This is a genomic window from Pseudomonas sp. B21-010 (assembly GCF_024749325.1).
In the GTDB taxonomy this organism is placed as follows: Bacteria; Pseudomonadota; Gammaproteobacteria; order Pseudomonadales; family Pseudomonadaceae; genus Aquipseudomonas; species Aquipseudomonas kilonensis.
Genome location: NZ_CP087198.1, coordinates 6,260,553 through 6,285,721 on the forward strand (window position 1 = coordinate 6,260,553; position 25,169 = coordinate 6,285,721).

The window sequence follows — 25,169 nt, forward strand, 5'->3', positions numbered from 1 at the left end:
GACCCGAATCCTGTGCGGTGAAGCGACTTTCGGTAGCCGACGCCGTACGTCAATGCCCGGAATAGAGGCGTGGCACCCGCCGCAGGTTGCAGAAAATCTGATAGGGGATCGTGTCGGCGGCCTTGGCAACGTCGCTGGCCAGGATGTTCTTGCCCCACAACTCCACGGTCGAGCCGAGCCCGGCCTGGGGGACATCGGTCAAGTCGACACACAGCATGTCCATCGACACCCGTCCGACCAGTTGGCTGCGCTGCCCATCCACCAGCACCGGCGTACCGGTGGGCGCCTGGCGTGGGTAGCCGTCGGCATACCCCATGGCGACCACGCCGACCCGGGTTGGTTGCGAGGTCACAAAACGGGCACCGTAGCCCACCGGCTCGCCAGCGGGCAATTCGCGTACGCTGATGATCTTCGACTCCAGGGTCATCACCGGTTGCAGGCGCGAGGCGACGGCGTTGGGCTCGTCAAAGGGCGTGGCGCCGTAGAGCATGATGCCCGGGCGCACCCAGTCACTGGGTATCTGCGGCCAGCCCAATACGGCCGGCGAGTTGCGCAGGCTGATCTGCGCTACCAGGCCCTGGCGGGCCTTGTCGAATACCGCTAGTTGCTCGGTGCTGCTGGGATCGTGCAGTTCATCGGCACGGGCGAAGTGGCTCATCAAGACAATCTTCGCCACCTTGCCGCTGGCGAGCAGGCGACGGTAGGCCGCCTGGTAATCCGCCGGATGCAGGCCGACCCGGTGCATGCCGGAATCGAGCTTGAGCCAGACCGTGATCGGCTGGCTCAGCGCGGCTTTTTCAATCGCTTCGAGCTGCCACAACGAATGCACTACGCACCAGAAATCGTGCTCGACGATCAACGGCAGCTCACTGGCCTCGAAAAAACCCTCCAGCAGCAGGATCGGCCCACGGATCCCCGCGGCCCGCAGCTCCAGGGCTTCTTCGATACAGGCGACGGCGAACCCGTCCGCCGTGTCCTGCAGCGCCTCGGCGCAACGCACCGCGCCGTGCCCGTAGGCGTCGGCCTTGATCACCGCAAGGGCCTTGGCCCCCGTGACTTCGCGGGCCAATTGGTAGTTGTGACGCAGGGCTTGGAGATCGATCAGGGCACGGGCAGGACGCATGGCGGCAGGCTTCTAGGCGGTCATGAATAAAAAACCGGTGCTGGCTGACAGCATGAACCACCAACAGCACCGGGAGAGGGATCGTTTGGGCCGGTATTTAAGGCAACGCGGCCACGACAGACAGCTCCACCAGGATCTCCGGTTCGCACAGCTTGGCTTCCACCGTGGCGCGGGCCGGGGCGACGCCCTTGGGCAACCATTTGTCCCAGACGGCGTTCATGCCTTCGAAGTGGGCCTCGATGTCCTTCAAGTAGATCGTCACCGATAGCAAACGATTCTTGTCGGTTCCGGCCAGGTCCAGCAAGCGTTCGATATTGGCCAGGCTTTCGCGGGTCTGCTGTTCAATACCGGCGTTCATGTCGTCGCCGACCTGTCCGGCCAGGTAAACGGTGCCGTTGTGTACGACAACCTGGCTCATGCGGTCATTGGTGAGCTGGCGCTGGATTGACATGTTTTGCAGACTCCTGGTGTTTGCTGCCATAACGGGAAATATCGAGGCCTTCGGCGCTGATCTGCGGCTTTTTCTTCGCCATCAGGTCGGCCAACAGGCGACCGGAACCGCAGGCCATGGTCCATCCGAGGGTGCCATGGCCGGTGTTCAGGAACAGATTCTTGAAGGGCGTGGCGCCCACGATTGGCGTTCCGTCCGGGGTGGTCGGGCGCAAGCCGGTCCAGAAACTGGCCTGGGCCAGGTCACCGCCCTGAGGATAAAGGTCGTTGACGATCATCTCCAGGGTTTCGCGCCGACGTGGGTTGAGGGACAGGTCAAAACCGGCGATTTCCGCCATGCCGCCTACCCGAATGCGGTTGTCGAAGCGGGTGATCGCGACCTTGTAGGTTTCGTCGAGAATGGTCGAAGTCGGCGCCATCGCCGGGTTGGTGATCGGCACGGTCAGGGAGTAGCCCTTGAGCGGATACACCGGTGCACGGATCCCGAGAGGCTTGAGCAGTTGCGGCGAGTAGCTGCCCAGGGCCAGGACGTAGCGGTCGGCGGTTTCCAGCTTGCCGTCGATCCAGACACCGTTGATGCGGTCACCGGCGAAGTCCAGGCGCTGGATATCCTGGCCGAAGCGGAATTGCACACCGAGCTTCTCGGCCATTTCCGCCAGGCGCGTGGTAAACATCTGACAGTCACCGGTCTGGTCGTTGGGCAGGCGCAGGGCGCCGGCCAGGATGTCGGTGACATTTGCCAGGGCCGGCTCAACCCGAGCAATGCCCTCGCGGTCGAGTACTTCGAACGGCACACCCGACTCTTTCAGCACGGCGATGTCTTTTGCCGCGCCATCGAGCTGGGCCTGGGTGCGGAACAGCTGGGTGGTCCCCAGGCTACGGCCTTCGTAGGCAATGCCGGTTTCGGCGCGCAGCTCGTCGAGGCAGTCACGGCTGTACTCGGACAGGCGCACCATGCGTTCCTTGTTGATCGCATAGCGGCTGGCGGTGCAGTTGCGCAGCATCTGTGCCATCCACAGGTATTGGTCAATGTCGGCAGTGGCCTTGATCGCCAGCGGCGCGTGGCGCTGCAGCAGCCACTTGATGGCCTTGAGCGGTACACCCGGTGCGGCCCACGGCGAGGCATAACCCGGCGACACCTGGCCGGCGTTGGCGAAACTGGTTTCCATGGCAGGCGCTGGCTGACGGTCGACCACCACCACTTCAAACCCGGCACGGGCCAGATAATAAGCACTGACGGTGCCGATGACGCCGCTACCCAAGACCAGAACGCGCATGTTGATGCCCTCATCGCGGATAACCGCTGACGTTTGTTGTACATAGCTTTGATGGTCGCAGTGTAAAAAAGATCAGCCAGTGCTTTTCACTATATAAACGCCTATATTTGGCGAGAATTCTCGGCAAAAACCCTTTTCACGGAGGCGCATCACCTGTGCGTACCAACACCCAGACCAAACGTGAGCTGGACAAGATCGACCGCAATATCCTGCGCATTCTCCAGGCGGACGGACGCATCTCCTTCACCGAGCTGGGGGAAAAGGTCGGCCTCTCCACCACGCCCTGCACCGAGCGGGTACGGCGCCTGGAGCGCGAAGGCATCATCATGGGCTACAACGCCCGGCTCAATCCGCAGCACTTGAAGGGTAGCCTGCTGGTGTTTGTCGAGATCAGTCTCGACTACAAATCCGGCGACACGTTCGAAGAGTTCCGACGCGCCGTGCTGAAACTGCCTCACGTGCTGGAATGTCACCTGGTGTCAGGGGACTTCGACTATCTGGTGAAAGCACGGATTTCCGAGATGGCTTCGTACCGCAAGCTGCTGGGCGACATCCTGCTCAAGCTGCCCCATGTGCGCGAATCCAAGAGCTACATCGTGATGGAAGAGGTGAAGGAGAGCTTGAACCTGCCAATTCCGGATTGAAGACAGCTTCCAAGGCAAGAGTCGTCTGGACGGCCGCTATCGCGAGCAAGCTCGCTCCCACACCGGTCAGAGGTGGATACACTCTTGTGAGCAACGGAGATCCATTGTGGGAGCGAGCTTGCTCGCGAAGGCCGCGACTCGGTATCCCTGCCTGCTAGACCAACACCTGGCGAGTGCTGGCCATGTATTCATGAATCTGCTTCTCGACCCGCGGATGGATCAATTCCACCGGCCGCCGGCCATTGGGACACGGCAAGGTCGCGGTGGTGCCGAACAACCGGCAGATCAGCGGGCGCTCGTCGTAGACGGTGCAACCGTCGGGCCCCAGGTGCACGCAGTCGAGTGCGTCCATGGCCGCGTCCTGTTCGGCCCGGGTCTTACGGGGCAAGCGGGCCATTTCCTCCGGCGAGGTGGTCACCGGACCACAGCAGTCATGGCAGCCCGGTACGCACTCGAACGAGGGAATCTGCTGGCGTAGCGTGCGAATTTTTTGACTGTTGCAGCTCATCGAGGCGGTTACCGAAGGAGACGGTCCAGGATTCTGCCTTAAAAGCCGCGCACCAGACAGCGCCAGCCGACCGGTGTTGCCCAGTAAGGAATCGCCAGCTTATGCTCCGTAAAATTTCTCAAACACAAAAATCAGGATTACGCACATGAACGCCCGTGTTCAGCAACCTGTCCCGAGCCACGCGCACGCCGCCTCTTATTACGCCGCCAGCAGCCTGCCGCAACCGGACCATCCGCTGCTGCAGGGTGAATTGCTGGCGGATGTCTGCGTGGTCGGCGGCGGGTTCTCCGGGTTGAACACGGCGATCGAACTGGCCGAGCGCGGCATGAGCGTGGTGCTGCTGGAAGCGCACCGGATCGGCTGGGGGGCCAGCGGGCGCAACGGCGGCCAATTGATTCGTGGCGTCGGCCATGGCCTCGATCAGTTTGCGCCGATCATCGGCGCCGACGGCGTGCGCCAGATGAAGCTCATGGGCCTTGAGGCCGTGGAAATCGTCCGACAGCGCGTCGAGCGTTTCCAGATCCCGTGCGACCTCACCTGGGGTTACTGCGACCTCGCCAACAAGCCCAGCGACCTGGAGGGCTTCGCCGAAGACGCCGAAGAACTGCGCAGCCTGGGTTATCGCCATCCGACCCGACTGCTGCAAGCCAACGAAATGCACAGCGTCGTGGGTTCGGATCGCTACGTCGGTGGGTTGATCGACATGGGCTCGGGGCATCTGCATCCGCTGAACCTGGCCCTGGGTGAAGCCGCCGCCGCGCAGCAACTGGGGGTCAGGCTGTTCGAGCAATCGGCGGTCACACGGATCGACTACGGTCCTGAAGTGAAGGTACACACCCAGCAGGGCTCGGTCCGCGCCAAGACGCTGGTGCTGGGCTGCAACGCTTACCTCAATGGACTCAATCCGCAACTGGGCGGCAAAGTGCTGCCGGCCGGCAGCTACATCATCGCCACCGAACCTTTGAGCCAGGCCGAGGCACAGGCGTTGTTGCCACAGAACATGGCGGTCTGCGATCAACGCGTGGCCCTGGATTACTACCGGCTTTCGGCGGATCGACGCTTGCTGTTTGGCGGGGCCTGTCACTATTCCGGCCGCGACCCACAGGACATCGGCGCGTACATGCGGCCGAAGATGCTCAAGGTCTTCCCGCAATTGGCGGAGGTGAAAATCGATTATCAATGGGGTGGGATGATTGGTATCGGCGCCAACCGCTTGCCACAGATCGGTCGGCTCAAGGACCAGCCCAATGTGTATTACGCCCAGGCCTATTCCGGCCATGGGGTGAATGCCACGCACCTGGCTGGCAAATTGTTGGCCGAAGCCATCAGCGGGCAGCACAGCAGCGGTTTCGATCTGTTCGCCCAGGTCCCGCACATGACGTTCCCTGGCGGCAAGCACCTGCGCTCGCCGCTGTTGGCGCTGGGGATGTTGTGGCATCGGTTGAAAGAGCTGGTCTAAAGAACTTCAGCACTACGGATGACGCTATCGCGGGCAAGCCTTGCTCCCACAGGTCAATTTCAAATCTGTGGGAGCAAACAAATCTGTGGGAGCAAGGCTTGCCCGCGATAGCAATCTCAGAACCCACACCGCTTCAAAGCCGCCAGAACGGCTTCAAGCCCTCCTCTCGCGCCTGCTCCCGACTCAGCCCGATGTCACGCAACTGTTCGGGTGTAAGTTCCAGCAAGGCTTGGCGTGTATGCAGACGATGCCAGAACAGGGCCCAACGGCTCAGGCCGGATGGCGGCTTGCGCAACATCGCACTACGCAGCCCCCTCTCCTGCCCTGCCGCCAGTTCCTGACTGTGTAACGTCAGCCGCACATCGCTCAAGCCGTTCATTTTGATCGCTCCTGTTTACTTGGGTAGCCAGAGGTTTCATGATGCGCGGACGGCCAAAAGCAATACAGATTCAACTCATTTTTTTTATAAGCATACAGATTCGGTATTTCCGGCACTGAATTGTCATTTTCCACCCCAACTGTATCGGTTGCCGTGGTCCATCTCATCGGGAGCACACCATGACCCTCTACGTGAACCTCGCCGAATTGCTCGGTACCCGCATCGAACAGGGTTTCTACCGTCCCGGCGACCGGCTGCCGTCAGTGCGGGCATTGAGCACGGAACATGGGGTCAGCTTGAGTACGGTGCAGCAGGCCTATCGCGTGCTGGAAGACAGTGGGCTGGCGATGCCGAGACCCAAGTCCGGCTATTTCGTCCCCGTGGGCCGCGAACTGCCGGACCTGCCGGTGGTAGGCCGTCCGGCCCAGCGCCCAGTGGATATTTCCCAGTGGGACCAGGTGCTGGAGCTGATCCGCGCCGTACCGCGCCCGGACGTGGTGCAACTGGGACGCGGCATGCCGGATATCAATTCGCCGACCATGAAACCGTTGCTGCGCAGCCTGGCGCAGATCAGCCGCCGACAAGACATGCCCGGCCTGTATTACGACAACATCTACGGCAACCTCGCGCTACGTGAACAGATCGCCCGGCTGTCGCTGGACTCCGGCTGCCAGCTGGGGCCCAACGATTTGATCGTCACCACCGGTTGCCATGAGGCCCTGTCGGTCAGCATCCGCGCCACCTGCGAACAAGGCGATATCGTCGCGGTGGACTCACCCAGTTTTCACGGGGCCATGCAAACCCTCAAGGGCCTGGGCATGAAGGCTTTGGAGATCCCCACCGACCCGCTCACCGGCATCAGCCTGGATGCCCTGGAACTGGCGCTGGAGCAATGGCCGATCAAGGCCATACAGTTGACCCCCAGCTGCAATAACCCGCTGGGCTACATCATGCCCGACGCTAATAAACGCGCCCTGCTGACCCTGGCACAGCGCTTCGACGTGGCGATCATCGAAGATGATGTGTATGGCGAGTTGGCCTACACCTACCCTCGCCCGCGCACCATCAAGTCCTTTGATGAAGACGGCCGCGTCCTGCTCTGCAGTTCTTTTTCCAAGACCCTGGCGCCAGGGCTGCGCATTGGCTGGGTCGCGCCGGGCCGGTATCTGGAGCGGGCGCTGCACATGAAATACATCAGCACCGGCTCCACCGCGCCACAACCGCAGATCGCCATTGCCGAATTTCTCAAGGGTGGCCATTTCGAACCCCATTTGCGCCGGATGCGTACGCAATACCAGCGCAATCGCGACGTGATGATCGATTGGATCAGCCGCTATTTCCCACCAGGCACCCGGGCCAGTCGCCCGCGAGGCAGCTTCATGCTGTGGGTCGAATTGCCGGAAGGCTTCGACACGCTGAAGCTCAATCGGGTCCTGCTGGACCAAGGCGTGCAGGTCGCTGTCGGCAGCATCTTTTCGGCATCGGGCAAGTACCGCAACTGCCTGCGGATGAACTACGCTGCCAAGCCAACGGCCCAGATCGAAGAGGCCGTACGCAAGGTCGGAACCGCCGCTATGGCGTTGTTGAACGAAACCCAGCGCGACATCGTCTGAACTTTACCCAGAGAAGCAGCACCCAACAGCCGATCAACGTGAACAAGCGGAACGATCCTACGTGAGATCCAGACCGATCCTGCCTGCGCTGCTGTTAGTCGCCTCACTGCTGAGCGGCTGCGCCAGTCTTGATGTCACCCGCGAGCCCTCCCAGGCCTTGCCGGCCGCCGAATCTTCGTTCGGCCGCTCGGTCCAGGCCCAGGCTGCCGCCCATGAAGGGCGCTCGGGCTTTCGGCTGCTGTCGGACAGCACCGACGCGTTCATCGCCCGGGCCGAGTTGATTCGCCACGCCCAAGGCAGCCTGGATTTGCAGTACTACATCGTCCACGACGGCATCAGCACACGGATGCTGGTGGATGAATTGCTCAAGGCCGCCGACCGGGGCGTGCGCGTACGGATCCTGCTGGACGACACCACCAGCGATGGCCAGGATCAGATCATCGCGACCCTCGCCGCTCATCCGCAGATACAGATCCGCCTGTTCAACCCGCTGCACCTGGGCCGTGCCACCGGCGTGACCCGCAGCCTCGGACGCCTGCTCAACCTGTCGCAGCAACACCGCCGGATGCACAACAAGCTGTGGCTGGCGGATAACAGCATGGCCATCGTCGGCGGTCGCAACCTGGGCGATGAGTATTTCGACGCCGAACCCAACCTGAACTTCACCGACATCGACCTGCTCAGTGTCGGCCCGGTGGCCGAACAATTGGGGCACAGCTTCGACCAGTACTGGAACAGCGCCCTGAGCAAACCCATCGAACAGTTCCTGTCCCATCGCCCCACGCCCAAGGACCTGGCCAACAGCCGCCTGCGCCTGCAAGAATCCATGGAGCAGACCCAAAAGGAAAATCACGCGCTCTACCAGCAGTTGACCGCCTACAAGACCCAACCGCGCCTGGACACCTGGCGCGACCAGTTGATCTGGGCCTGGAACAAGGCGCTGTGGGACGCGCCCAGCAAGGTGCTGGCCAAGGACGAGCCGGACCCGCAGCTATTGCTGACCACGCAACTGGCGCCGGAACTGACCGGGGTCAGCAAGGAACTGATCATGATTTCCGCCTACTTCGTCCCCGGTCAGCCAGGCTTGGTCTATCTGACCAGTCGCGCCGATGCTGGCGTGTCGGTGAGCCTGCTGACCAACTCCCTGGAAGCCACCGACGTGCCCGCCGTGCACGGCGGCTATGCGCCGTACCGCAAAGCCCTGCTGCAACACGGCGTACGCCTGTTCGAACTTCGCCGACAACCGGGCGACAAAGGCAGCAGCCCTCACCTGTTCTACAGCAAGTCCTACGGCCAATCGGACTCCAGCCTGCACAGCAAGGCGATCATCTTCGACCAGCAGAAATCGTTCATCGGCTCGTTCAATTTCGACCCGCGCTCGGTGCTGTGGAACACCGAAGTCGGCGTGCTGGTGGACAGCCCTGAACTCGCCGGCCAAGTGCGCGACCTGGCCTTGCAGGGCATGGCGCCAGCCCTGAGCTATCAGGCCAGGCTGGAGGATGGAACGCTAGTATGGACCACCGAAGACAACGGCCAGACGCACGACCTGGACCGCGAACCGGGCAGCTGGTGGCGCCGATTCAATGCCTGGTTCGCCACGACCGTCGGACTGGAGCGGATGCTTTAGGGGGCGACCGCTTTCATGGCAACCCGCTTTTGGAGGCAGCCCGCTTTTGTGGCGAGGGAGCTTGCTCCCGCTGGACTGCGAAGCGGTCCCGGCTTTTGCGGTTGCTGCGCAACCGAGCGGGAGCAAGCTCCCTCGCCACAGGGGTTTCGGGGTTTTCAAGCGGGTTCTGTCGCCCCAAACGCCCCTTGACGCAACAACAGGATCACCAGCCCGAACGCCCCGGCGGCCATGAACAAAGGCAGCGCATGCCCGCTGACCCACTGGCTGCCTGCTCCCGCGGCCAGTGGGCCGATCAGGCAACCAAGGCCCCACAGTTGCGCGACGTGGGCGTTGGCCCGCACCAGCGCATCGTCGCGGTAACGTTCGCCGATCAGGATCAGCGACAACGTGAACAAACCGCCGGCACTGGCGCCGAACAGCACCCACAGCGGCCAGATCAACAGGGTATCGATCAACAGCGGAACCGCCAGGCTCGACAACGTCAGTGCCACCGCGCAACCCGTCAACAGCGCCCGGCGAGACACGCGATCGGCCAGGGCGCCGATGGGCAACTGCAACAGGGCATCACCGACCACCACGGTGCTGACCATCGCCAACGCGATGTCGGCGGTGAAGCCCTGGCGCAGACAATACACCGGAAGCAACGTGAGGATCATGGCCTCGAACGCGGCGAACAACGAGACCGCCCAGGCAATCGCCGGCAAGCCTCGGCAAAACGTCCACAAGTCGCCAAACGTAACGCTGCCGGCCTCGCTGCTCGGCGCACCGCTACGGCCCAGCAACAGCAAGGGTGCGATCAGCAGCAAACCGACGCCCACCCAGAACCCGTAGTCATGATCGGTCCCCAGTGCGCCCAGCAGCAGCGGGCCGGATAACTGGCTCAGGGCGTAGCTGCTGCCGTACAGCGCCACCAGTCGCCCACGCCATTTCTCAATGACCAGTTGATTGATCCAGCTTTCACCCAGAATGAACACCAGGGTCAGGACCACGCCAATCACCAGGCGCAACAGCAACCAGACCGGATAGCTGGGCAACAGCGCCAGCAACCCGATGGACACCGCGCCGCCCCACAGGCACAGACGCATCAACGCCGCCGTGCCAAACCGCGCCGCCAGCCGGCTGGACACCTTGGCCCCGAGCAACACCCCCACGGCCGGCATGGCGGCCATCACGCCAATGGCGAACGAGCCATAGCCCCAGCCCTCCAGGCGCAGCGACACCAGCGGCATGCTCACGCCCAGGGCCAGGCCGACACTCAGGACAGACGCCAATACGGCGAAATAGGTCGCCCAACGCATTTCCACGCTCCTGTGGAGGGTCATCAATCTCAGCCATCCCCAAAAACACTGTGGGAGCGAGCTTGCTCGCGATAGCGGCGCAACATTCAACAAAGTCGTCGACTGTCATACCGCTATCGCGAGCAAGCTCGCTCCCACAGGGGGGATCAGCGCTGTTTGAAGCCCCGGACAGGATCCGGGGCCATCATCTTCAGAGCTTGATCCAGGTCGACTTCAGCTCGGTGTACTTGTCGAACGCATGCAGCGACTTGTCGCGACCGTTGCCCGACTGCTTGAAACCACCGAACGGCGCGGTCATGTCGCCGCCGTCGTACTGGTTGACCCAGACGCTACCGGCGCGCAGGGCCTTGGCGGTCAGGTGGGCCTTGGAGATGTCCTTGGTCCATACCGCAGCGGCCAGGCCGTACGGCGTGTCGTTGGCAATCTCGATGGCCTGCTCGGCGGTGTCGAAGGCAATGACCGACAACACCGGGCCGAAAATCTCTTCCTGGGCGATTTTCATCGCGTTGCTCACACCATCGAAAATCGTCGGCTCGACGTATGTACCGCCCGTTTCCTCAAGGATGCGCTTGCCGCCGGCCACCAGTTTGGCGCCGTCGCTGTGCCCGGCCTCGATGTAGGACAGCACGGTGTTCATCTGCTGGGTATCGACCAGGGCGCCGACGTTGGTGGCCGGGTCCAGGGGATTGCCCGGCTTCCAGCCCTTGAGGGCTTCGATCACCAGTGGCAGGAATGTGTCCTTGATGGAACGCTCCACCAACAGCCGCGAGCCGGCGGTGCAGACCTCGCCCTGGTTGAAGGCGATGGCGCTGGCGGCGGATTCCGCGGCGGCTTGCAGGTCCGGGGCATCGGCGAACACGATGTTCGGGCTCTTGCCGCCAGCTTCCAGCCAGATACGCTTCATGTTGGATTCGCCGGAGTAAATCATCAGTTGCTTGGCGATCTTGGTAGAGCCGGTGAACACCAGCGTATCGACGTCCATATGCAGGGCCAGGGCCTTGCCGACGGTGTGGCCATAGCCTGGCAGCACGTTCAGCACGCCTTTCGGAATGCCGGCCTCGATCGCCAGTGCGGCGATGCGGATAGCGGTCAGCGGGGATTTTTCCGACGGTTTGAGCACCACCGAGTTACCGGTGGACAGCGCCGGGCCGAGCTTCCAGCAGGCCATCATCAACGGAAAGTTCCAAGGCACGATAGCGCCCACGACACCCACCGGCTCACGGGTTACCAGGCCCAACTGATCGTGCGGAGTAGCCGCCACTTCGTCGTAGAGCTTGTCGATGGCTTCACCGCTCCAGCTCAAGGCTTGCGCCGCGCCGGGAACGTCGATGTTCAGGGAATCACTGATCGGCTTGCCCATGTCCAGGGTTTCGAGCAGGGCCAGTTCTTCGGCATGCTGCTTGAGCAGGCCGGCAAAACGAATCATGGTGGCTTTGCGCTTGCTGGGTGCCAGGCGCGACCAGACGCCGGAACTGAATGTGGCGCGGGCGTTTTCGACCGCACGCTGGGCGTCGGCGACGTCACAGCTGGCGATCTTGCCCAGCAGGCGGCCATCGACCGGGCTGAGGCAATCGAAGGTTTCGCCGGACACCGCATCGGTGTACTCGCCGTTGATGAAGGCGCGGCCTTCGATCTTCAGGTCGCGGGCGCGTTGTTCCCAGTCGGCACGAGTCAGGGTGGTCATGCGTGTGTCCTCCTCTTATTGAGTACGAACGCCGCGCGGTGCGCAGCGCTCAAAAGAATTCTGCCCAACCAGCCTGGTTTCGGCGCCGTTTTCGGCATAGGGCACCCGCCACCCTAAACCAGCGGCTGGTCATGTTTCAATATATTTGACACAACGCTGGCAAACGACCTTGCGATGTTCGTTTTAATAAACATAGACTCGAGGCCTTCCAAGCGATCACTGGGGATCACCCGCATGAGCATTCAGGACATCGTCGATTTCAGCCAGGCCAATACCGCCGCCGAACGTTATCGCCCGGACCCGGCCAAGGTGTTCAAGGGCGATCCCGAGCAAACCGTGTTCAACCACTACAGCAGCCCCTGCGGGCAAATGAACGCGGGCGTATGGGAAGGCGCCGTCGGCCAGTGGACGGTCAATTACACCGAGCATGAATATTGCGAGATCGTCCAGGGCGTTTCCGTGCTGCGGGACGACGATGGCAATGCCAAGACGTTGCGAGCCGGCGACCGTTTCGTGATTCCAGCGGGATTCAAGGGCACTTGGGAAGTGTTGGAACCGTGCCGCAAGATTTACGTGGTGTTCGAACAGAAGGCTTGAGGATTTGTGCGGCCTGTGAGGGCCTCATCGCGAGCAAGCTCGCTCCCACAGGAATCTGAGGTGTCATAAGGTCCAGTGTGGGAGCGAGCTTGCTCGCGATGAGGCCCTCACAAGGCAACAAAAAAGGCCCGTATCTCGCGATACGGGCCTTTTTCGTAAGAAGGGAAAAATCAATTACTTGATTTTGCCTTCCTTGTAGATCACGTGCTTGCGAACAACCGGATCATATTTCTTGATCTCGATTTTGTCCGGGGTAGTACGCTTGTTCTTGTCGGTAGTGTAGAAGTGACCAGTACCGGCGCTCGAGATCAAACGAATCAATTCACGCATGATTAGCTCCCTTAAACCTTGCCATCGCGACGAAGTTCGGCCAGCACGACACTGATGCCACGCTTGTCGATGATACGCATGCCCTTGGCAGATACGCGCAGACGCACAAAACGTTTCTCTTCTTCAACCCAGAAGCGGTGATGCTGCAGGTTCGGCAGGAAACGACGACGGGTTTTGTTGTTTGCGTGGGAAATGTTATTCCCAGTCACCGGACCCTTACCGGTAACTTGACAGACTCTCGACATGCCTCAGCCCTCTAAAACCACATGCCCAACCCGGCATGGGTTGGCCGCTTAATCTCTCAGTCATTTGGCGCCAGGCGCCGCGTTTCTTTAAGGGTCTTACCGGCTACACCTACAGTGAAGGAACCGGGCCCCTAGAAAAGAGCGCTGCTTTATACCAGAAAGACCACGGTGCAACAACAGCCGATGTGATTTGTCTTCATGGCGAATCATCGGCCAACCGCCCCGGGCGGCGGGGGCAGAGGCTGGCGCAGCCCCTTACCGCTCGTCGCTGCACACAGGTTTTTTTCTCCCGCGGCGATTTTTAGTCCTTCAACGCGCCGGCGCAGAGTGCCGGAAAATGCAAAAAGGGGATAGTCATTTAGCGGCGAGCCCACTAGGGTAGGCCTTTTCCAGACTGCACTCGCAGATGGGCCTTCGACTTGCACAGGAAACCGACCATGCGCCTCGCTGCCCTACCATTGTTGCTCGCCCCTCTGCTGATCACCCCGCAGGCCTTGGCCGCCGCCCTGAGCGTCTGCACCGAAGCCAGCCCGGAAGGGTTCGATGTCGTCCAGTACAACTCCCTGACGACCACCAACGCCTCCGCCGACGTGCTGATGAACCGCCTGGTGGACTTCGACACCGCCAGCGGCAAAGTGGTCCCCAGCCTGGCCGAGCGCTGGGAAGTCTCCACCGATGGCCTGGCCTACGTGTTCAAGCTGCGGCCACAGGTCAAGTTCCACCACACCGACTACTTCACGCCACGCCGCGACCTGACCGCCGAGGACGTGAAGTTCAGCTTCGAGCGCATGCTCGACCCGGCGAACCCCTGGCACAAGGTGGCGCAAAGCGGCTTCCCCCACGCCCAGTCCATGCAACTGCCAGCGCTGATCAAGAAAGTCGACGCACTGGACCCGCTGACCGTGCGCTTCACCCTCGATCACGCCGACTCGACCTTCCTGGCGACGTTGAGCATGGGTTTTGCCTCCATTTATTCGGCCGAATACGCCGATCAGTTGATGAAGGCCGGCACGCCGGAAAAGCTCAACAGCCTGCCGATCGGCACCGGCCCGTTCATTTTCGGCCGGTTCCAGAAGGACGCCTCGATTCGCTACAAGGCCAACGACACCTATTTCGGCGGCAAGCCCCAAGTGGACCCGCTGGTCTTCGCCATCACGCCGGACGCCAACGTACGCCTGCAGAAATTGCGTCGCAACGAATGTCAGATCGCCCTGTCGCCCAAGCCGCTGGACGTACAAGCCGCCAAGCAAGAACCTACGCTGAAGGTCGAGCAGACCGACGCGTTCATGACCGCGTTCGTGGCGATCAACAGCCAGCATCCGCCGCTGGACAAGCCTGAGGTGCGCCAAGCCATCAACCTGGCCTTCGACAAGGCCAGCTACCTGAAGACCGTCTTCGAAGGCACCGCCGAAGCCGCCAATGGCCCCTACCCGCCCAACACCTGGAGCTACGCCAAAAGCCTGCCCGGCTACGCCCATGACCAGGCCAAGGCCCGCGACCTGTTGGCCAAGGCCGGCTTGAAGGAAGGCTTCCAGACCACCATCTGGACCCGCCCTTCCGGCAGCCTGCTGAACCCCAACCCCAGCGTTGGCGCACAACTGCTGCAGTCCGACCTGGCGCAGATCGGCATCCAGGCCGAGATCCGGGTGATCGAATGGGGCGAACTGATCCGTCGCGCCAAGGCCGGCGAACATGATTTGCTGTTCATGGGTTGGGCCGGCGACAACGGCGACCCGGACAACTTCCTCACGCCACAGTTTTCCTGCGCGGCGGTCAAGTCCGGCACCAACTTCGCCCGCTACTGCAACGCCGACCTGGACAAACTGATCAGCGCCGGCAAGACCACTGGCGAACAAGGCGTGCGGGCCAAGCTCTACGAGCAGGCCCAGGCCCAGATCCAGCAACAGGCCCTGTGGCTGCCCCTGGCGCACCCGACCGCGTTCGCCCTGACCCGCAAGGATGTGCAGGGTTATTCGGTCAGCCCGTTTGGGCGCCAGGATTACTCCAAGGTCAACATCAAATAACCCCTGCCCCACAGCGCCCCTCCTGTGGAGCTGTGGAGCTGTGGGAGCTGTGGGAGCTGTGGGAGCTGTGGGACTGTGGGACTGTGGGACTGTGGGAGCAAAGCTTGCTCGCGATGACGTCGTCACATACAACATTTCTGTTGGCTGTAAAACCGCTATCGCGAGCAAGCTTTGCTCCCACAAGGGATTATTCAAGCCTGATCGCGCCTACATCCACCCACGCTCCGCCATCGACAACGGCTCCCCATCGCCAACGATGAAGTGGTCGAGCACCCGCACATCGATCAGCTCCAACGCCTCCTGAAGCCGCTCAGTGAGCACCCGGTCGGCCTGGCTGGGCTCGGTGTTGCCGGAGGGGTGGTTGTGGCACAGGATCAACGCGGCGGCGTTGTGGGCCAGGGCGCGCTTGACGACCTGCCGGGGATGGACACTGGCGCTGTCGATAGAGCCGCGGAACAGCGCCTCGAAGGTCAACACCTGGTGCTTGGAATTGAGAAACAGGCAACCGAAAACCTCGTGGGGTTCGTGGCGCAGCATCGACTTCAGGTACTCACGCACCGCGAACGGGCTTTCCAGCGACGTTTTTTCCCGCGCCTGCTCAGCCAAATGCCGACGACTCATTTCCTGAGCCGCTTGCAGCTGGGCAAACTTCGCCGGCCCGAGCCCCATATGATTACTGAATGTGATCTGATCGGCTTCAAGCAGCGCGCGCAGGCTGCCAAATTGAATCAATAGTTGTCGCGCCAGATCCACCGCGCTTTTGCCCGACACGCCGGTTCGTAAAAAAATCGCCAGCAGCTCGGCGTCCGATAGACTCCCCGCCCCTAGCGCCAATAACCGCTCCCGTGGCCGCTCGGCCGCGGGCCAATCGCGAATACTCATGGCATCTCCCTGATTGTGGGCGCCGCTGTTCCGTAGCGGTCGCTGTGATATCGTAGCCCATCTTTTTTGCAGGCGATTTGCACCCTGGCAGGCGGCTGCCAAGGGGTTCGCCCTGCACTGACCACTGAAATCGAAAGGCAGGCCTATGCAGCGGCTGTATCGGAAACGCATCGTTCTGGGCGTCGGCGGCGGCATTGCCGCCTACAAGAGCGCCGAGCTGGTTCGCAGGCTTATCGACCAGGGCGCGGAAGTGCGGGTCGTCATGACCCGCGGTGGCAGCGAGTTCATCACCCCGCTGACCATGCAAGCCCTGTCCGGGCACCCGGTCCACTTGGATTTGCTCGACCCGGCGGCCGAAGCCGCCATGGGTCATATCGAATTGGCCAAGTGGGCCGACCTGGTGCTGATCGCCCCGGCCACGGCCGACCTGATCGCCCGCTTGGCCCAAGGCATCGCCGACGACCTGCTGACCACCCTGGTGCTCGCCACCGACGCAGTGGTCGCCGTGGCGCCGGCCATGAACCAGGCCATGTGGCGCGACCCGGCCACCCAGGCCAACCTGCAACTGCTGGAAAGCCGCGCCCTGAAAGTCTTCGGCCCGGCCTCCGGAAGCCAGGCCTGCGGCGATGTCGGCATGGGCCGCATGCTCGAAGCCACCGACCTCGCCCAGTGCGCCGCCGACTGCTTCCAGCGCCAGGCCCTGACCGGCAAGCACGTGCTGATCACCGCCGGACCGACCCAGGAAAACATCGACCCGGTGCGCTACATCACCAACCACAGCTCCGGGAAAATGGGCTTCGCCCTGGCCGAAGCCGCCGTGGAAGCCGGCGCCCGGGTGACGCTGATCACCGGTCCCGTGCACTTGCCGACCCCGGACCGGGTCACGCGCATCGACGTGGTCAGCGCCCGGGACATGCTCGCAGCCTGTGAAGCAGCCATCCCCTGCGACCTGTTCATCGCCTCGGCGGCGGTGGCGGACTACCGCCCCGAAGTCGTTGCCCCGCAAAAATTGAAGAAAGACCCTACAAGCGGCGACGGCCTGCTACTGCAAATGGTGCGCAACCCGGACATCCTGGCCAGCATCGCCACCCGCCCCGACCGCCCGTTCAGTGTCGGCTTTGCCGCCGAGACCGAACACCTGCTCGATTACGCCGCACGCAAGCTCAAGGACAAGAACCTCGACTTGATCGTCGCCAACGACGTGGCCAACCCGAGCATCGGCTTCAACAGCGAAGAAAACGCCTGCAGCGTGATCGACCGCCAGTTGCACGCCACACTTTTCGCCCAGACCAGCAAGAGCAAGATTGCCCGTCAGCTGATCACCTTTATCGCCGAACGTCTGAACCAGGTTTAATGTCATGCACGCCCTACAAGCCAAGATCCTCGACCCACGCATCGGCAACGAATTCCCGCTGCCGCAATACGCCACACCGGGCTCCGCCGGCCTCGACCTGCGGGCGATGCTCAAGCAGGACACGATCCTGGAGCCGGGCCAGACCCTGCTGATTCCTACCGGCCTGTCGGTGTACATCGGCGATCCGGGCCTGGCCGCGCTGATCCTGCCGCGTTCGGGCCTGGGCCATAAGCACGGCATCGTGCTGGGCAACCTGGTAGGCCTGATCGATTCTGACTACCAAGGCGAACTGATGGTGTCGTGCTGGAACCGCGGCCAAACAGCCTTCAACATTGCCGTGGGCGAACGCATCGCGCAGCTGGTGCTGGTGCCGGTGGTCCAGGCCCACTTCGAACTGGTCGAAGAATTCGACGAAAGCCAGCGCGGCGCGGGTGGTTTCGGGCACTCCGGCAGCCATTGACCGGTGGTTACAGGCCGGGCGTCCTGCCCGGCTCGTTTGTGAAGCTTGTGTTTCAGGACAAAAAATGCGCAATGGCTTTCTGCTAGGTTTCCCACCCGGAATCAATGTATTAGGCGAGCGAGGCCAGGGTAACGCTGTCTCATGGCACTTTCCCACCACGAACTCTCTGTCAAAAACGCCGTCATACCCTTCAGCTTGAGCCTGCCGACGCTACCCGTCGGCCTGTCCAGTCACTTTCCTGATAGAGCGCCCCGCCCATGAACACCCCAGCCGCAATCGCCCCGATCTTCCCTGACAGCATCTTCCGCGCCTACGACATCCGTGGCGTGGTACCGGAAACCCTCACCGCCGAAACCGCCTACTGGATCGGCCGCGCCATCGGCTCCCAAAGCCTGGCCCAGGGCGAACCGAATGTGAGCGTCGGCCGTGATGGCCGCTTGTCGGGCCCCGAGCTGGTCGAACAACTGATCAAAGGCGTTGCCGACAGTGGCTGCCACGTCAGCGACGTAGGCCTGGTGCCGACCCCGGCGCTGTACTACGCCGCCAACGTGTTGGCCGGCAAGTCCGGGGTGATGCTCACCGGCAGCCACAACCCATCGAACTACAACGGTTTCAAGATCGTCATCGCCGGCGACACCCTCGCCAACGAGCAGATCCAGGCCCTGCACACCCGCCTCAAGACCAACGACCTGAGCAGCGGCCAGGGCAGCGTGACCAAGGTCGATATCCTTCCTCGCTACAACGACGAGATCGTCAAGGACGTGAAACTCGCCCGTCGCCTGAAAGTGGTGGTCGATTGCGGCAACGGCGCGGCTGGCGTGATCGCCCCGCAACTGATCGAAGCCCTGAACTGCGAAGTCATCCCGCTGTTCTGCGACGTGGACGGCAACTTCCCTAACCACCACCCGGATCCGGGCAAGCTGGAAAACCTCGAAGACCTGATCGCCAAGGTCAAGGAAACCAACGCCGACCTGGGCCTGGCCTTCGACGGCGACGGCGACCGCGTGGGCGTGGTGACCAATACCGGCAGCGTGGTGTTCCCCGACCGCCTGCTGATGCTGTTTGCCAAGGACGTGGTGTCGCGCAACCCGGATGCCGAGATCATTTTCGACGTCAAATGCACCCGTCGCCTGGTGCCGCTGATCAAGGAATATGGCGGTCGCCCACTGATGTGGAAAACCGGTCATTCGTTGATCAAGAAGAAAATGAAACAGAGCGGCGCCCTGCTGGCCGGCGAAATGAGCGGCCACATCTTCTTCAAGGAACGCTGGTTCGGTTTTGACGACGGCATCTACAGCGCCGCGCGCCTGCTGGAAATCCTCAGCAAGGAGAAATCCACGGCCGAAGAGCTGTTCGCAACCTTCCCGAACGATATTTCTACGCCAGAAATCAATATCCATGTGACCGAAGAGAGCAAATTCAGCATCATTGATGCACTGCACGACGCTCAATGGGGCGAAGGCGCCGAACTGACCACCATCGATGGTGTGCGGGTCGACTATCCCCACGGCTGGGGCCTGGTTCGCGCATCCAACACCACACCGGTGCTGGTACTGCGTTTCGAGGCCGACAACGAGGCCGAACTGCAGCGCATCAAGGATGTGTTCCACACCCAACTCAAACGTGTTGCACCTGATCTCCAACTACCGTTTTGATTTTTTGAAGCACTACCGGAGCCCTGAATGACCCTCGAACGCGAAGCCGCCGCCAACACCGCCAAGGTCCTGTCCGAAGCGTTGCCTTATATCCGACGCTACGTCGGCAAGACCCTGGTGATCAAATACGGCGGCAACGCGATGGAAAGCGAGGAGCTCAAGACCGGCTTCGCCCGCGACATCGTGCTGATGAAGGCCGTGGGCATCAACCCGGTGGTGGTACACGGTGGTGGCCCGCAGATCGGTGACCTGCTCAAGCGCCTGTCGATCGAAAGCCACTTCATCGATGGCATGCGCGTGACCGACGCGCAGACCATGGATGTGGTGGAAATGGTCCTGGGTGGCCAGGTCAACAAGGACATCGTCAACCTGATCAACCGTCATGGCGGCAGCGCCATCGGCCTGACAGGCAAGGACGCCGAGCTGATCCGGGCGAAGAAACTCACCGTTACCCGCCAGACACCGGAGATGACCCAGCCGGAAATCATCGACATCGGTCATGTGGGCGAAGTGGTCGGCATCAACACCGACCTGCTGAACCTGCTGGTCAAGGGCGACTTCATCCCGGTCATCGCGCCCATCGGCGTGGGCGCCAACGGTGAGTCGTACAACATCAACGCCGATTTGGTGGCGGGCAAGGTTGCCGAGGCACTGAAAGCTGAAAAGCTGATGCTGCTGACCAACATCGCCGGCCTGATGGACAAGTCGGGCAAAGTCCTGACCGGACTGTCGACCCAGCAGGTCGATGACCTGATCGCCGACGGCACCATCTACGGCGGCATGCTGCCGAAGATTCGTTGCGCACTGGAAGCGGTACAGGGCGGCGTCGGCAGCTCGCTGATCATCGACGGCCGGGTACCGAATGCGATCCTGCTGGAGATCTTCACCGACACCGGCGTGGGTACGTTGATCAGCAATCGCAAGCGTCCTTAAGCGATACCGGTAAAAAAAGACCCCGCTCAACCTGGTTGAGCGGGGTCTTTTTTTACACCTCTTTTCCAGATGATGCTTTTGTGGCGAGGGAGCTTGCTCCCGCTCGGTCGCGCAGCGACCGCAAAAATGTTGGGGCCGCTGCGCAGCCCAGCGGGAGCAAGCTCCCTCGCCACAAGATCAAAATCAGCGGGCTTCTTAGACGCCGAACTGCGCCCGATAAGCCTCAACCGCCGGCAAATGCTGCTTGAGCTGCGGATCGTCGGCCAAAAACTCCAGCACCTGGTTCAGCGAGACAATGCTGATCACCGGAATACCGAAGTCGCGCTCCACTTCCTGGATCGCCGACAGCTCACCGTTGCCGCGCTCCTGGCGGTTCAGGGCAATCAGCACGCCAGCGGCCTTGGCGCCTTCCTGAGAGCCGATGATCTGCATCACTTCACGAATGGCAGTACCGGCAGTGATGACGTCGTCGATGATCAACACGTCGCCGGTCAGCGGTGCACCCACCAGGCTGCCGCCTTCGCCGTGGGCCTTGGCTTCCTTGCGGTTGAAGCACCAAGGCAGGTCGCGGCCGTGGTGTTCGGCCAGGGCGACGGCAGTGGTGGCGGCCAGCGGGATGCCTTTGTAGGCCGGGCCGAACAGCACATCGAACGGGATACCGCTCTCAACGATGGCCGCCGCATAGAAACGACCCAGTTGCGCCAGGGCGGAACCGGTGTTGAACAGGCCGGCATTGAAGAAGTACGGGCTGGTGCGCCCGGACTTGAGGGTGAACTCACCGAAGCGCAAAACGCCGCGATCGATGGCAAAGCGAATGAAATCGCGCTGATACGCCTGCATGAAAAAAAGCCTCAAATACCGCGGATTTAGCTAAATAGGTACACGGCGTGTATCATACACGCACGTGATTTTTGGGGCCATTTATGCGGATCATCAGTGTGAACGTCAATGGTATTCAGGCTGCAGTCGAGCGTGGTTTGCTCAGTTGGCTGCAAGCACAGAATGCCGACGTCATCTGCCTGCAGGACACCCGTGCCTCCGCCTTTGAACTGGACGATGCAGCCTTCCAACTGGATGGTTACTTCCTTTATGCCTGCGATGCCGAAGTCCCCGCCCAGGGTGGCGTGGCTTTGTACTCGCGGCTGCAACCGAAGGCTGTCATCAACGGTCTCGGTTTCGAGACGGCGGACCGCTACGGGCGCTACCTGCAAGCCGATTTCGACAAGGTCAGCATCGCGACCTTACTGCTCCCTTCGGGGCAGAACGGCGATGAAGATTTGAATCAGAAATTCAAGTTGATGGACGACTTCGCCCGTTATCTGGATAAACAGCGGCGCAAACGTCGCGAGTACATCTATTGTGGCTCGCTGTACGTGGCGCAACAGAAACTGGATATCAAGAACTGGCGTGACAGCCAGCAATCTCCTGGTTTCCTGGCGCCGGAACGGGCCTGGATGGACGAGATCATTGGCAACATGGGTTATGTCGACGCCCTGCGTGAAGTCAGCCGTGAAGGCGACCAGTACAGCTGGTGGCCGGACAACGAACAGGCCGAGATGCTCAACCTTGGCTGGCGCTTCGACTACCAGTTGCTGACACCTGGGCTGCGCCGCTTCGTACGCAGCGCCCGCCTGCCGCGCCAGCCACGGTTCTCGCAGCATGCGCCGCTGATCGTGGATTACGACTGGACGCTGACCATCTAAACGTCCCGGCGACATCCCCAGGTCGACCGACCAAAGAAAATGCCCGTATCGCAAGATACGGGCATTTTTTATGGCGAACGCTACCGCGCAGAACCTCAAGCCACGGCAAAAAACGGCAGGGCAAGGTACAACTTGATGACGATGACGTTAATGATATCGATGAAGAACGCTCCCACCATCGGCACCACCAGAAACGCTATCTGTGAAGGCCCATAGCGCTGCGTCACTGCCTGCATGTTGGCGATGGCCGTCGGCGTGGCGCCCAACCCAAAACCGCAATGCCCTGCCGCCAAGACGGCTGCATCGTAATGACTGCCCATGATTCTGAACGTCACGAAAATCGCAAACAGCGCCATGACCAATGTCTGGGCCGCCAGGATAATGAATATCGGCAAGGCCAGCGACGCCAGGTCCCACAACTTGAGTGACATCAAGGCGATCGCCAGGAACAGTGACAGGCTGACATTGCCAAGTACGGACACTTCTCGCTCAAAGACCTGATACAAGCCGAGTGCCGAAAGTCCATTGCGCAGGACCACCCCCACGAACAAGACACAAACGAATGTCGGCAACTCGAATGCGGTGTCGTGGAGCTGCCCATTCAAGAGCGTACCGACCAACAGGCTGACCGCAATCAGCGCCAGCGTCTCGATAAACGAAAACGGTGTAATCGAGCGCTCTTTGTTCGGCTGTTCGAAGCCCTTGGGTATCCGGGGCTTTTCTGATTCAAGGCCGCCGGGTGACTGGACACGCTTGATGAGCAGGCGCGCAACCGGTCCACCGATCAAGCCACCCAACACCAAACCAAACGTCGCGGAAGCCATCGCAAGTTCTGAGGCGGAAGCCAGACCGTACTTCTCACTGAACACCGTCCCCCACGCCGCGCCGGTACCGTGACCGCCCGCCAAGCTGATCGAGCCAGTCAGCAACCCCATTAACGGATCGAGCCCCAGCGCTTTTGCGAGCCCGATGCCCATGGCATTCTGGACCACCAACAGGCCGACGACCGCCAGCAGGAAAATCCCAACTACGCGCCCGCCTTTCTTCAGGCTCGCGAAGTCTGCGCTCAGGCCAATCGTGGCAAAAAATGCCAGCATCAACGGTGTCTGCAATGAAGTATCAAATCGAACTTCAACTTCAAGCCCCCGCAAAGCCAGGAGCACCAGGGCAACTACCAGCCCGCCCGCTACAGGCTCAGGGATATTGTAGGCGCGTAGAAAACCAACACGTGTAACAAGTCCGCGCCCCAGCAAAAGCACTAGAGAGGCGGCGACAAGTGTTCCATAGAAATCGAGCTGAAACATGAGTGTTTATTCTTTGAACATATATTCAGGGGCGAACTTTTTACCTGGACACGCCTCTTGAACAGGTTGATTGCCTCAACACTGATTGGCTTTGAATTCAAGGACCTTCAATGGTCTGAATATATCGAAATATTTCTGGAGGAATATAACTTGGCGCAACTCTATCAATCGAAGTGTCTTATTGCCAAGCATAGAGACCGCACTAAAACTGTGCAGTTGTGACTAGAAGTGTAAGAGCGGAATATGCGCACACTCACTCGCTACGCAATGGAAGATTGCACATAAAGAGAAACATTCATGACTTCAAAAAAGACAATGCCCCGATAAGCCGGGGCATTGTCCTTGAATCGCAGCGCTGATCGTTACTTGACCAAGCGCCAGGTAAACGGATACCGATACGGCTGCCCTTCATTGGCCTTCACGCCACCAATGATCGTCAGCACCAGCGCACCGATGGCCACCAGGCCGAACAGGAAGAAGCCGATCACCACGACCATCAGCAGCAGGCTGATCGCCGAGGCAATCGCCACGGTGATCTGGAAGTTCAGCGCTTCCTTGCCCTGGGCATCGATGAACGGGTCGGACTCACGCTTGAGCTGCCAGAGCACCAGCGGCCCGATCAGCGTGCCGAACGGAATCCAGATCCCCAACAAGGCGGACAGGTGACAAAACATTGCCCATTGACGCGCCTCTTTGCTCGGCTGGGGCAGTAGGATTTGCTCATCACTCATGACGCTCTCCTTGTCTTGAAGCGGGAATCGATCAGTCAGCCAAGGCGGCCTTTTGCAGTTCGAAGATTTCGTTCATGCCTTTCTTCGCCAACTCCAGCATAGCGTTCAATTCTTCCGGCTGGAACGGTGCGCCCTCGGCGGTGCCCTGGACTTCGATGAAACCGCCGGCACTGGTCATGACCACGTTCAGGTCAGTCTCGGCAGCGGAGTCTTCCAGGTAATCCAGGTCCAGCACCGGCTCGCCCTGGTACATGCCCACGGACACAGCGGCGATCATTTGCTTGAGCGGGTCGCCGCCCTTAAGGCCGCCGCGCTTCTTGATCACTTTCAAGGCATCGACCAGGGCGACCATAGCCCCGGTGATGGAGGCAGTACGGGTACCGCCGTCGGCCTGGATCACGTCGCAATCGACATACAGCGTTACGTCGCCCAACTTGGACATGTCCAGGGCAGCACGCAGCGAACGGCCGATCAAGCGTTGGATTTCCAGGGTACGGCCGCCTTGCTTGCCACGGCTGGCCTCACGCTGGTTCCGCTCACCGGTGGCGCGCGGCAGCATGCCGTATTCGGCCGTCAACCAGCCCTGGCCCTGACCCTTGAGGAACCGTGGCACGCCGTTTTCGACACTGACAGTGCAGATGACTTTGGTATCACCGAATTCGACCAGTACAGATCCCTCGGCGTGTTTGGTGTAGTTGCGGGTAATGCGGATCGAGCGAAGCTGATCGGCAGCGCGACCACTTGGACGTTTCATAGGGAATACCTGTACGGAGGACGGAAAACTGCCGAGCATTATAGAGCCGTGAATCGTCATAGGGCAGTTAAACGTCGCTCGGTTCTAAAAAGCCGGCGCGAGCGAGGCCGCGCAAAGGCCCGCCCGACGGGCTGC

Annotated in this window: 24 protein-coding genes and 1 pseudogene; 11 read left to right on the forward strand and 14 right to left on the reverse strand. The window is 61.1% G+C overall.

Going from position 1 to position 25,169, the window contains the following annotated elements; all coding sequences use genetic code 11:
• Positions 1-49 precede the first annotated feature (49 nt).
• The 3 genes from alr to dadA form a co-directional block, all read right to left on the reverse strand.
• On the reverse strand, positions 50-1,123 hold the full coding sequence (gene alr, locus LOY50_RS28065; RefSeq protein WP_253470376.1) for an alanine racemase: 1,074 nt from the start codon (positions 1,121-1,123) through the stop codon (positions 50-52).
• A 97-nt stretch (positions 1,124-1,220) separates the two neighbouring features.
• Positions 1,221-1,574 (reverse strand): RidA family protein, encoded by a 354-nt coding sequence (locus LOY50_RS28070; RefSeq protein ID WP_003206844.1) that lies wholly within the window; start codon positions 1,572-1,574, stop codon positions 1,221-1,223.
• On the reverse strand, positions 1,546-2,850 hold the full coding sequence (dadA, locus tag LOY50_RS28075) for a D-amino acid dehydrogenase (protein WP_024618128.1): 1,305 nt from the start codon (positions 2,848-2,850) through the stop codon (positions 1,546-1,548). Before dadA ends, LOY50_RS28070 begins: the two co-directional genes overlap by 29 nt.
• 155 nt (positions 2,851-3,005) lie before the next feature.
• Here dadA and LOY50_RS28080 point away from each other — a divergent pair, with 155 nt between their 5' ends.
• Positions 3,006-3,494, forward strand: coding sequence for an Lrp/AsnC ligand binding domain-containing protein (locus LOY50_RS28080; protein ID WP_003206849.1), 489 nt, complete (start codon positions 3,006-3,008; stop codon positions 3,492-3,494).
• A 154-nt stretch (positions 3,495-3,648) separates the two neighbouring features.
• On the opposite strand, the gene LOY50_RS28085 is transcribed toward LOY50_RS28080, so the two are convergent.
• Positions 3,649-4,002: a YkgJ family cysteine cluster protein gene (locus LOY50_RS28085; RefSeq protein WP_092442997.1), complete on the reverse strand. Its 354-nt coding sequence runs from the start codon at positions 4,000-4,002 to the stop codon at positions 3,649-3,651.
• A gap of 145 nt (positions 4,003-4,147) precedes the next feature.
• Here LOY50_RS28085 and LOY50_RS28090 point away from each other — a divergent pair, with 145 nt between their 5' ends.
• Complete coding sequence (locus tag LOY50_RS28090) at positions 4,148-5,461, forward strand: FAD-binding oxidoreductase (protein ID WP_258689874.1); 1,314 nt, start codon at positions 4,148-4,150, stop codon at positions 5,459-5,461.
• A gap of 133 nt (positions 5,462-5,594) precedes the next feature.
• Here LOY50_RS28090 and LOY50_RS28095 read toward each other — a convergent pair whose 3' ends face one another.
• Positions 5,595-5,840, reverse strand: a complete 246-nt coding sequence (locus LOY50_RS28095; protein WP_018602562.1) for a DUF1127 domain-containing protein — start codon at positions 5,838-5,840, stop codon at positions 5,595-5,597.
• 179 nt (positions 5,841-6,019) lie between these two features.
• Between LOY50_RS28095 and LOY50_RS28100 the strand changes: the two genes are divergently transcribed.
• Positions 6,020-7,453, forward strand: coding sequence for a PLP-dependent aminotransferase family protein (locus LOY50_RS28100; RefSeq protein ID WP_214510110.1), 1,434 nt, complete (start codon positions 6,020-6,022; stop codon positions 7,451-7,453).
• A gap of 61 nt (positions 7,454-7,514) precedes the next feature.
• Positions 7,515-9,080, forward strand: a complete 1,566-nt coding sequence (locus LOY50_RS28105; protein ID WP_258689877.1) for a phospholipase D family protein — start codon at positions 7,515-7,517, stop codon at positions 9,078-9,080.
• Positions 9,081-9,235: 155 nt separating this feature from the next.
• Here LOY50_RS28105 and LOY50_RS28110 read toward each other — a convergent pair whose 3' ends face one another.
• Both LOY50_RS28110 and LOY50_RS28115 read right to left on the reverse strand, forming a co-directional pair.
• Positions 9,236-10,378: an MFS transporter gene (locus LOY50_RS28110; RefSeq protein WP_258689879.1), complete on the reverse strand. Its 1,143-nt coding sequence runs from the start codon at positions 10,376-10,378 to the stop codon at positions 9,236-9,238.
• Between the two features lie 190 nt (positions 10,379-10,568).
• A complete protein-coding gene (locus LOY50_RS28115) occupies positions 10,569-12,062 on the reverse strand; it encodes an aldehyde dehydrogenase (protein WP_057449428.1) in 1,494 nt (497 codons plus the stop codon).
• A gap of 234 nt (positions 12,063-12,296) precedes the next feature.
• On the opposite strand from LOY50_RS28115, the gene LOY50_RS28120 reads away from it, so the two are divergent.
• Positions 12,297-12,659, forward strand: coding sequence for a cupin domain-containing protein (locus tag LOY50_RS28120; RefSeq protein ID WP_253470391.1), 363 nt, complete (start codon positions 12,297-12,299; stop codon positions 12,657-12,659).
• A 174-nt stretch (positions 12,660-12,833) separates the two neighbouring features.
• Here LOY50_RS28120 and rpmG read toward each other — a convergent pair whose 3' ends face one another.
• Together rpmG and rpmB are read right to left on the reverse strand one after the other, a co-directional pair.
• Positions 12,834-12,989, reverse strand: coding sequence for a 50S ribosomal protein L33 (rpmG, locus tag LOY50_RS28125; RefSeq protein ID WP_003177274.1), 156 nt, complete (start codon positions 12,987-12,989; stop codon positions 12,834-12,836).
• An 11-nt stretch (positions 12,990-13,000) separates the two neighbouring features.
• Entirely contained in the window at positions 13,001-13,234 is a 234-nt protein-coding gene (gene rpmB, locus LOY50_RS28130; protein ID WP_003177273.1) for a 50S ribosomal protein L28, read from the reverse strand.
• 437 nt (positions 13,235-13,671) lie between these two features.
• Between rpmB and LOY50_RS28135 the strand changes: the two genes are divergently transcribed.
• The gene (locus LOY50_RS28135) at positions 13,672-15,258 is read left to right on the forward strand and encodes an ABC transporter substrate-binding protein (protein ID WP_258689888.1); all 1,587 of its coding nucleotides are present in this window, start codon (positions 13,672-13,674) and stop codon (positions 15,256-15,258) included.
• A gap of 207 nt (positions 15,259-15,465) precedes the next feature.
• Here LOY50_RS28135 and radC read toward each other — a convergent pair whose 3' ends face one another.
• Positions 15,466-16,140: a RadC family protein gene (gene radC / locus LOY50_RS28140; RefSeq protein ID WP_013694555.1), complete on the reverse strand. Its 675-nt coding sequence runs from the start codon at positions 16,138-16,140 to the stop codon at positions 15,466-15,468.
• A 145-nt stretch (positions 16,141-16,285) separates the two neighbouring features.
• Here radC and coaBC point away from each other — a divergent pair, with 145 nt between their 5' ends.
• From coaBC to argB, 4 genes and pseudogenes are all read left to right on the forward strand, one after another.
• Positions 16,286-17,494, forward strand: coding sequence for a bifunctional phosphopantothenoylcysteine decarboxylase/phosphopantothenate--cysteine ligase CoaBC (coaBC, locus tag LOY50_RS28145; protein WP_003206865.1), 1,209 nt, complete (start codon positions 16,286-16,288; stop codon positions 17,492-17,494).
• A gap of 4 nt (positions 17,495-17,498) precedes the next feature.
• Positions 17,499-17,954, forward strand: a complete 456-nt coding sequence (gene dut / locus LOY50_RS28150) for a dUTP diphosphatase (protein WP_003206867.1) — start codon at positions 17,499-17,501, stop codon at positions 17,952-17,954.
• A 251-nt stretch (positions 17,955-18,205) separates the two neighbouring features.
• Positions 18,206-19,609, forward strand: a pseudogene (locus LOY50_RS28155) (phosphomannomutase/phosphoglucomutase); the annotation flags it as partial.
• A 27-nt stretch (positions 19,610-19,636) separates the two neighbouring features.
• On the forward strand, positions 19,637-20,542 hold the full coding sequence (gene argB, locus LOY50_RS28160) for an acetylglutamate kinase (RefSeq protein ID WP_003206871.1): 906 nt from the start codon (positions 19,637-19,639) through the stop codon (positions 20,540-20,542).
• 195 nt (positions 20,543-20,737) lie between these two features.
• Here argB and pyrE read toward each other — a convergent pair whose 3' ends face one another.
• Positions 20,738-21,382, reverse strand: a complete 645-nt coding sequence (gene pyrE, locus LOY50_RS28165) for an orotate phosphoribosyltransferase (protein WP_003206873.1) — start codon at positions 21,380-21,382, stop codon at positions 20,738-20,740.
• 83 nt (positions 21,383-21,465) lie between these two features.
• On the opposite strand from pyrE, the gene LOY50_RS28170 reads away from it, so the two are divergent.
• Positions 21,466-22,245: an exodeoxyribonuclease III gene (locus LOY50_RS28170; protein ID WP_013694557.1), complete on the forward strand. Its 780-nt coding sequence runs from the start codon at positions 21,466-21,468 to the stop codon at positions 22,243-22,245.
• A gap of 95 nt (positions 22,246-22,340) precedes the next feature.
• Here LOY50_RS28170 and gltS read toward each other — a convergent pair whose 3' ends face one another.
• From gltS to rph, 3 genes are all read right to left on the reverse strand, one after another.
• Complete coding sequence (gene gltS, locus LOY50_RS28175; protein WP_258689895.1) at positions 22,341-23,549, reverse strand: sodium/glutamate symporter; 1,209 nt, start codon at positions 23,547-23,549, stop codon at positions 22,341-22,343.
• A gap of 362 nt (positions 23,550-23,911) precedes the next feature.
• Positions 23,912-24,280, reverse strand: a complete 369-nt coding sequence (locus LOY50_RS28180) for a DUF4870 domain-containing protein (protein WP_013694558.1) — start codon at positions 24,278-24,280, stop codon at positions 23,912-23,914.
• A gap of 31 nt (positions 24,281-24,311) precedes the next feature.
• Entirely contained in the window at positions 24,312-25,034 is a 723-nt protein-coding gene (gene rph / locus LOY50_RS28185; protein ID WP_003177262.1) for a ribonuclease PH, read from the reverse strand.
• Between the last annotated feature and the right edge of the window lie 135 nt (positions 25,035-25,169).

Coding starts and splice junctions, on each gene's coding strand:
- alr (WP_253470376.1), bottom strand. CDS start 1,123: ATGCGTCCTGCCCGTGCCCTGATCGATCTCCAAGCCCTGCGTCACAAC.
- LOY50_RS28070 (WP_003206844.1), bottom strand. CDS start 1,574: ATGTCAATCCAGCGCCAGCTCACCAATGACCGCATGAGCCAGGTTGTC.
- dadA (WP_024618128.1), bottom strand. CDS start 2,850: ATGCGCGTTCTGGTCTTGGGTAGCGGCGTCATCGGCACCGTCAGTGCT.
- LOY50_RS28085 (WP_092442997.1), bottom strand. CDS start 4,002: ATGAGCTGCAACAGTCAAAAAATTCGCACGCTACGCCAGCAGATTCCC.
- LOY50_RS28090 (WP_258689874.1), top strand. CDS start 4,148: ATGAACGCCCGTGTTCAGCAACCTGTCCCGAGCCACGCGCACGCCGCC.
- LOY50_RS28095 (WP_018602562.1), bottom strand. CDS start 5,840: ATGAACGGCTTGAGCGATGTGCGGCTGACGTTACACAGTCAGGAACTG.
- LOY50_RS28100 (WP_214510110.1), top strand. CDS start 6,020: ATGACCCTCTACGTGAACCTCGCCGAATTGCTCGGTACCCGCATCGAA.
- LOY50_RS28110 (WP_258689879.1), bottom strand. CDS start 10,378: ATGCGTTGGGCGACCTATTTCGCCGTATTGGCGTCTGTCCTGAGTGTC.
- LOY50_RS28115 (WP_057449428.1), bottom strand. CDS start 12,062: ATGACCACCCTGACTCGTGCCGACTGGGAACAACGCGCCCGCGACCTG.
- LOY50_RS28120 (WP_253470391.1), top strand. CDS start 12,297: ATGAGCATTCAGGACATCGTCGATTTCAGCCAGGCCAATACCGCCGCC.
- rpmG (WP_003177274.1), bottom strand. CDS start 12,989: ATGCGTGAATTGATTCGTTTGATCTCGAGCGCCGGTACTGGTCACTTC.
- rpmB (WP_003177273.1), bottom strand. CDS start 13,234: ATGTCGAGAGTCTGTCAAGTTACCGGTAAGGGTCCGGTGACTGGGAAT.
- LOY50_RS28135 (WP_258689888.1), top strand. CDS start 13,672: ATGCGCCTCGCTGCCCTACCATTGTTGCTCGCCCCTCTGCTGATCACC.
- radC (WP_013694555.1), bottom strand. CDS start 16,140: ATGAGTATTCGCGATTGGCCCGCGGCCGAGCGGCCACGGGAGCGGTTA.
- coaBC (WP_003206865.1), top strand. CDS start 16,286: ATGCAGCGGCTGTATCGGAAACGCATCGTTCTGGGCGTCGGCGGCGGC.
- dut (WP_003206867.1), top strand. CDS start 17,499: ATGCACGCCCTACAAGCCAAGATCCTCGACCCACGCATCGGCAACGAA.
- argB (WP_003206871.1), top strand. CDS start 19,637: ATGACCCTCGAACGCGAAGCCGCCGCCAACACCGCCAAGGTCCTGTCC.
- pyrE (WP_003206873.1), bottom strand. CDS start 21,382: ATGCAGGCGTATCAGCGCGATTTCATTCGCTTTGCCATCGATCGCGGC.
- LOY50_RS28170 (WP_013694557.1), top strand. CDS start 21,466: ATGCGGATCATCAGTGTGAACGTCAATGGTATTCAGGCTGCAGTCGAG.
- gltS (WP_258689895.1), bottom strand. CDS start 23,549: ATGTTTCAGCTCGATTTCTATGGAACACTTGTCGCCGCCTCTCTAGTG.
- LOY50_RS28180 (WP_013694558.1), bottom strand. CDS start 24,280: ATGAGTGATGAGCAAATCCTACTGCCCCAGCCGAGCAAAGAGGCGCGT.
- rph (WP_003177262.1), bottom strand. CDS start 25,034: ATGAAACGTCCAAGTGGTCGCGCTGCCGATCAGCTTCGCTCGATCCGC.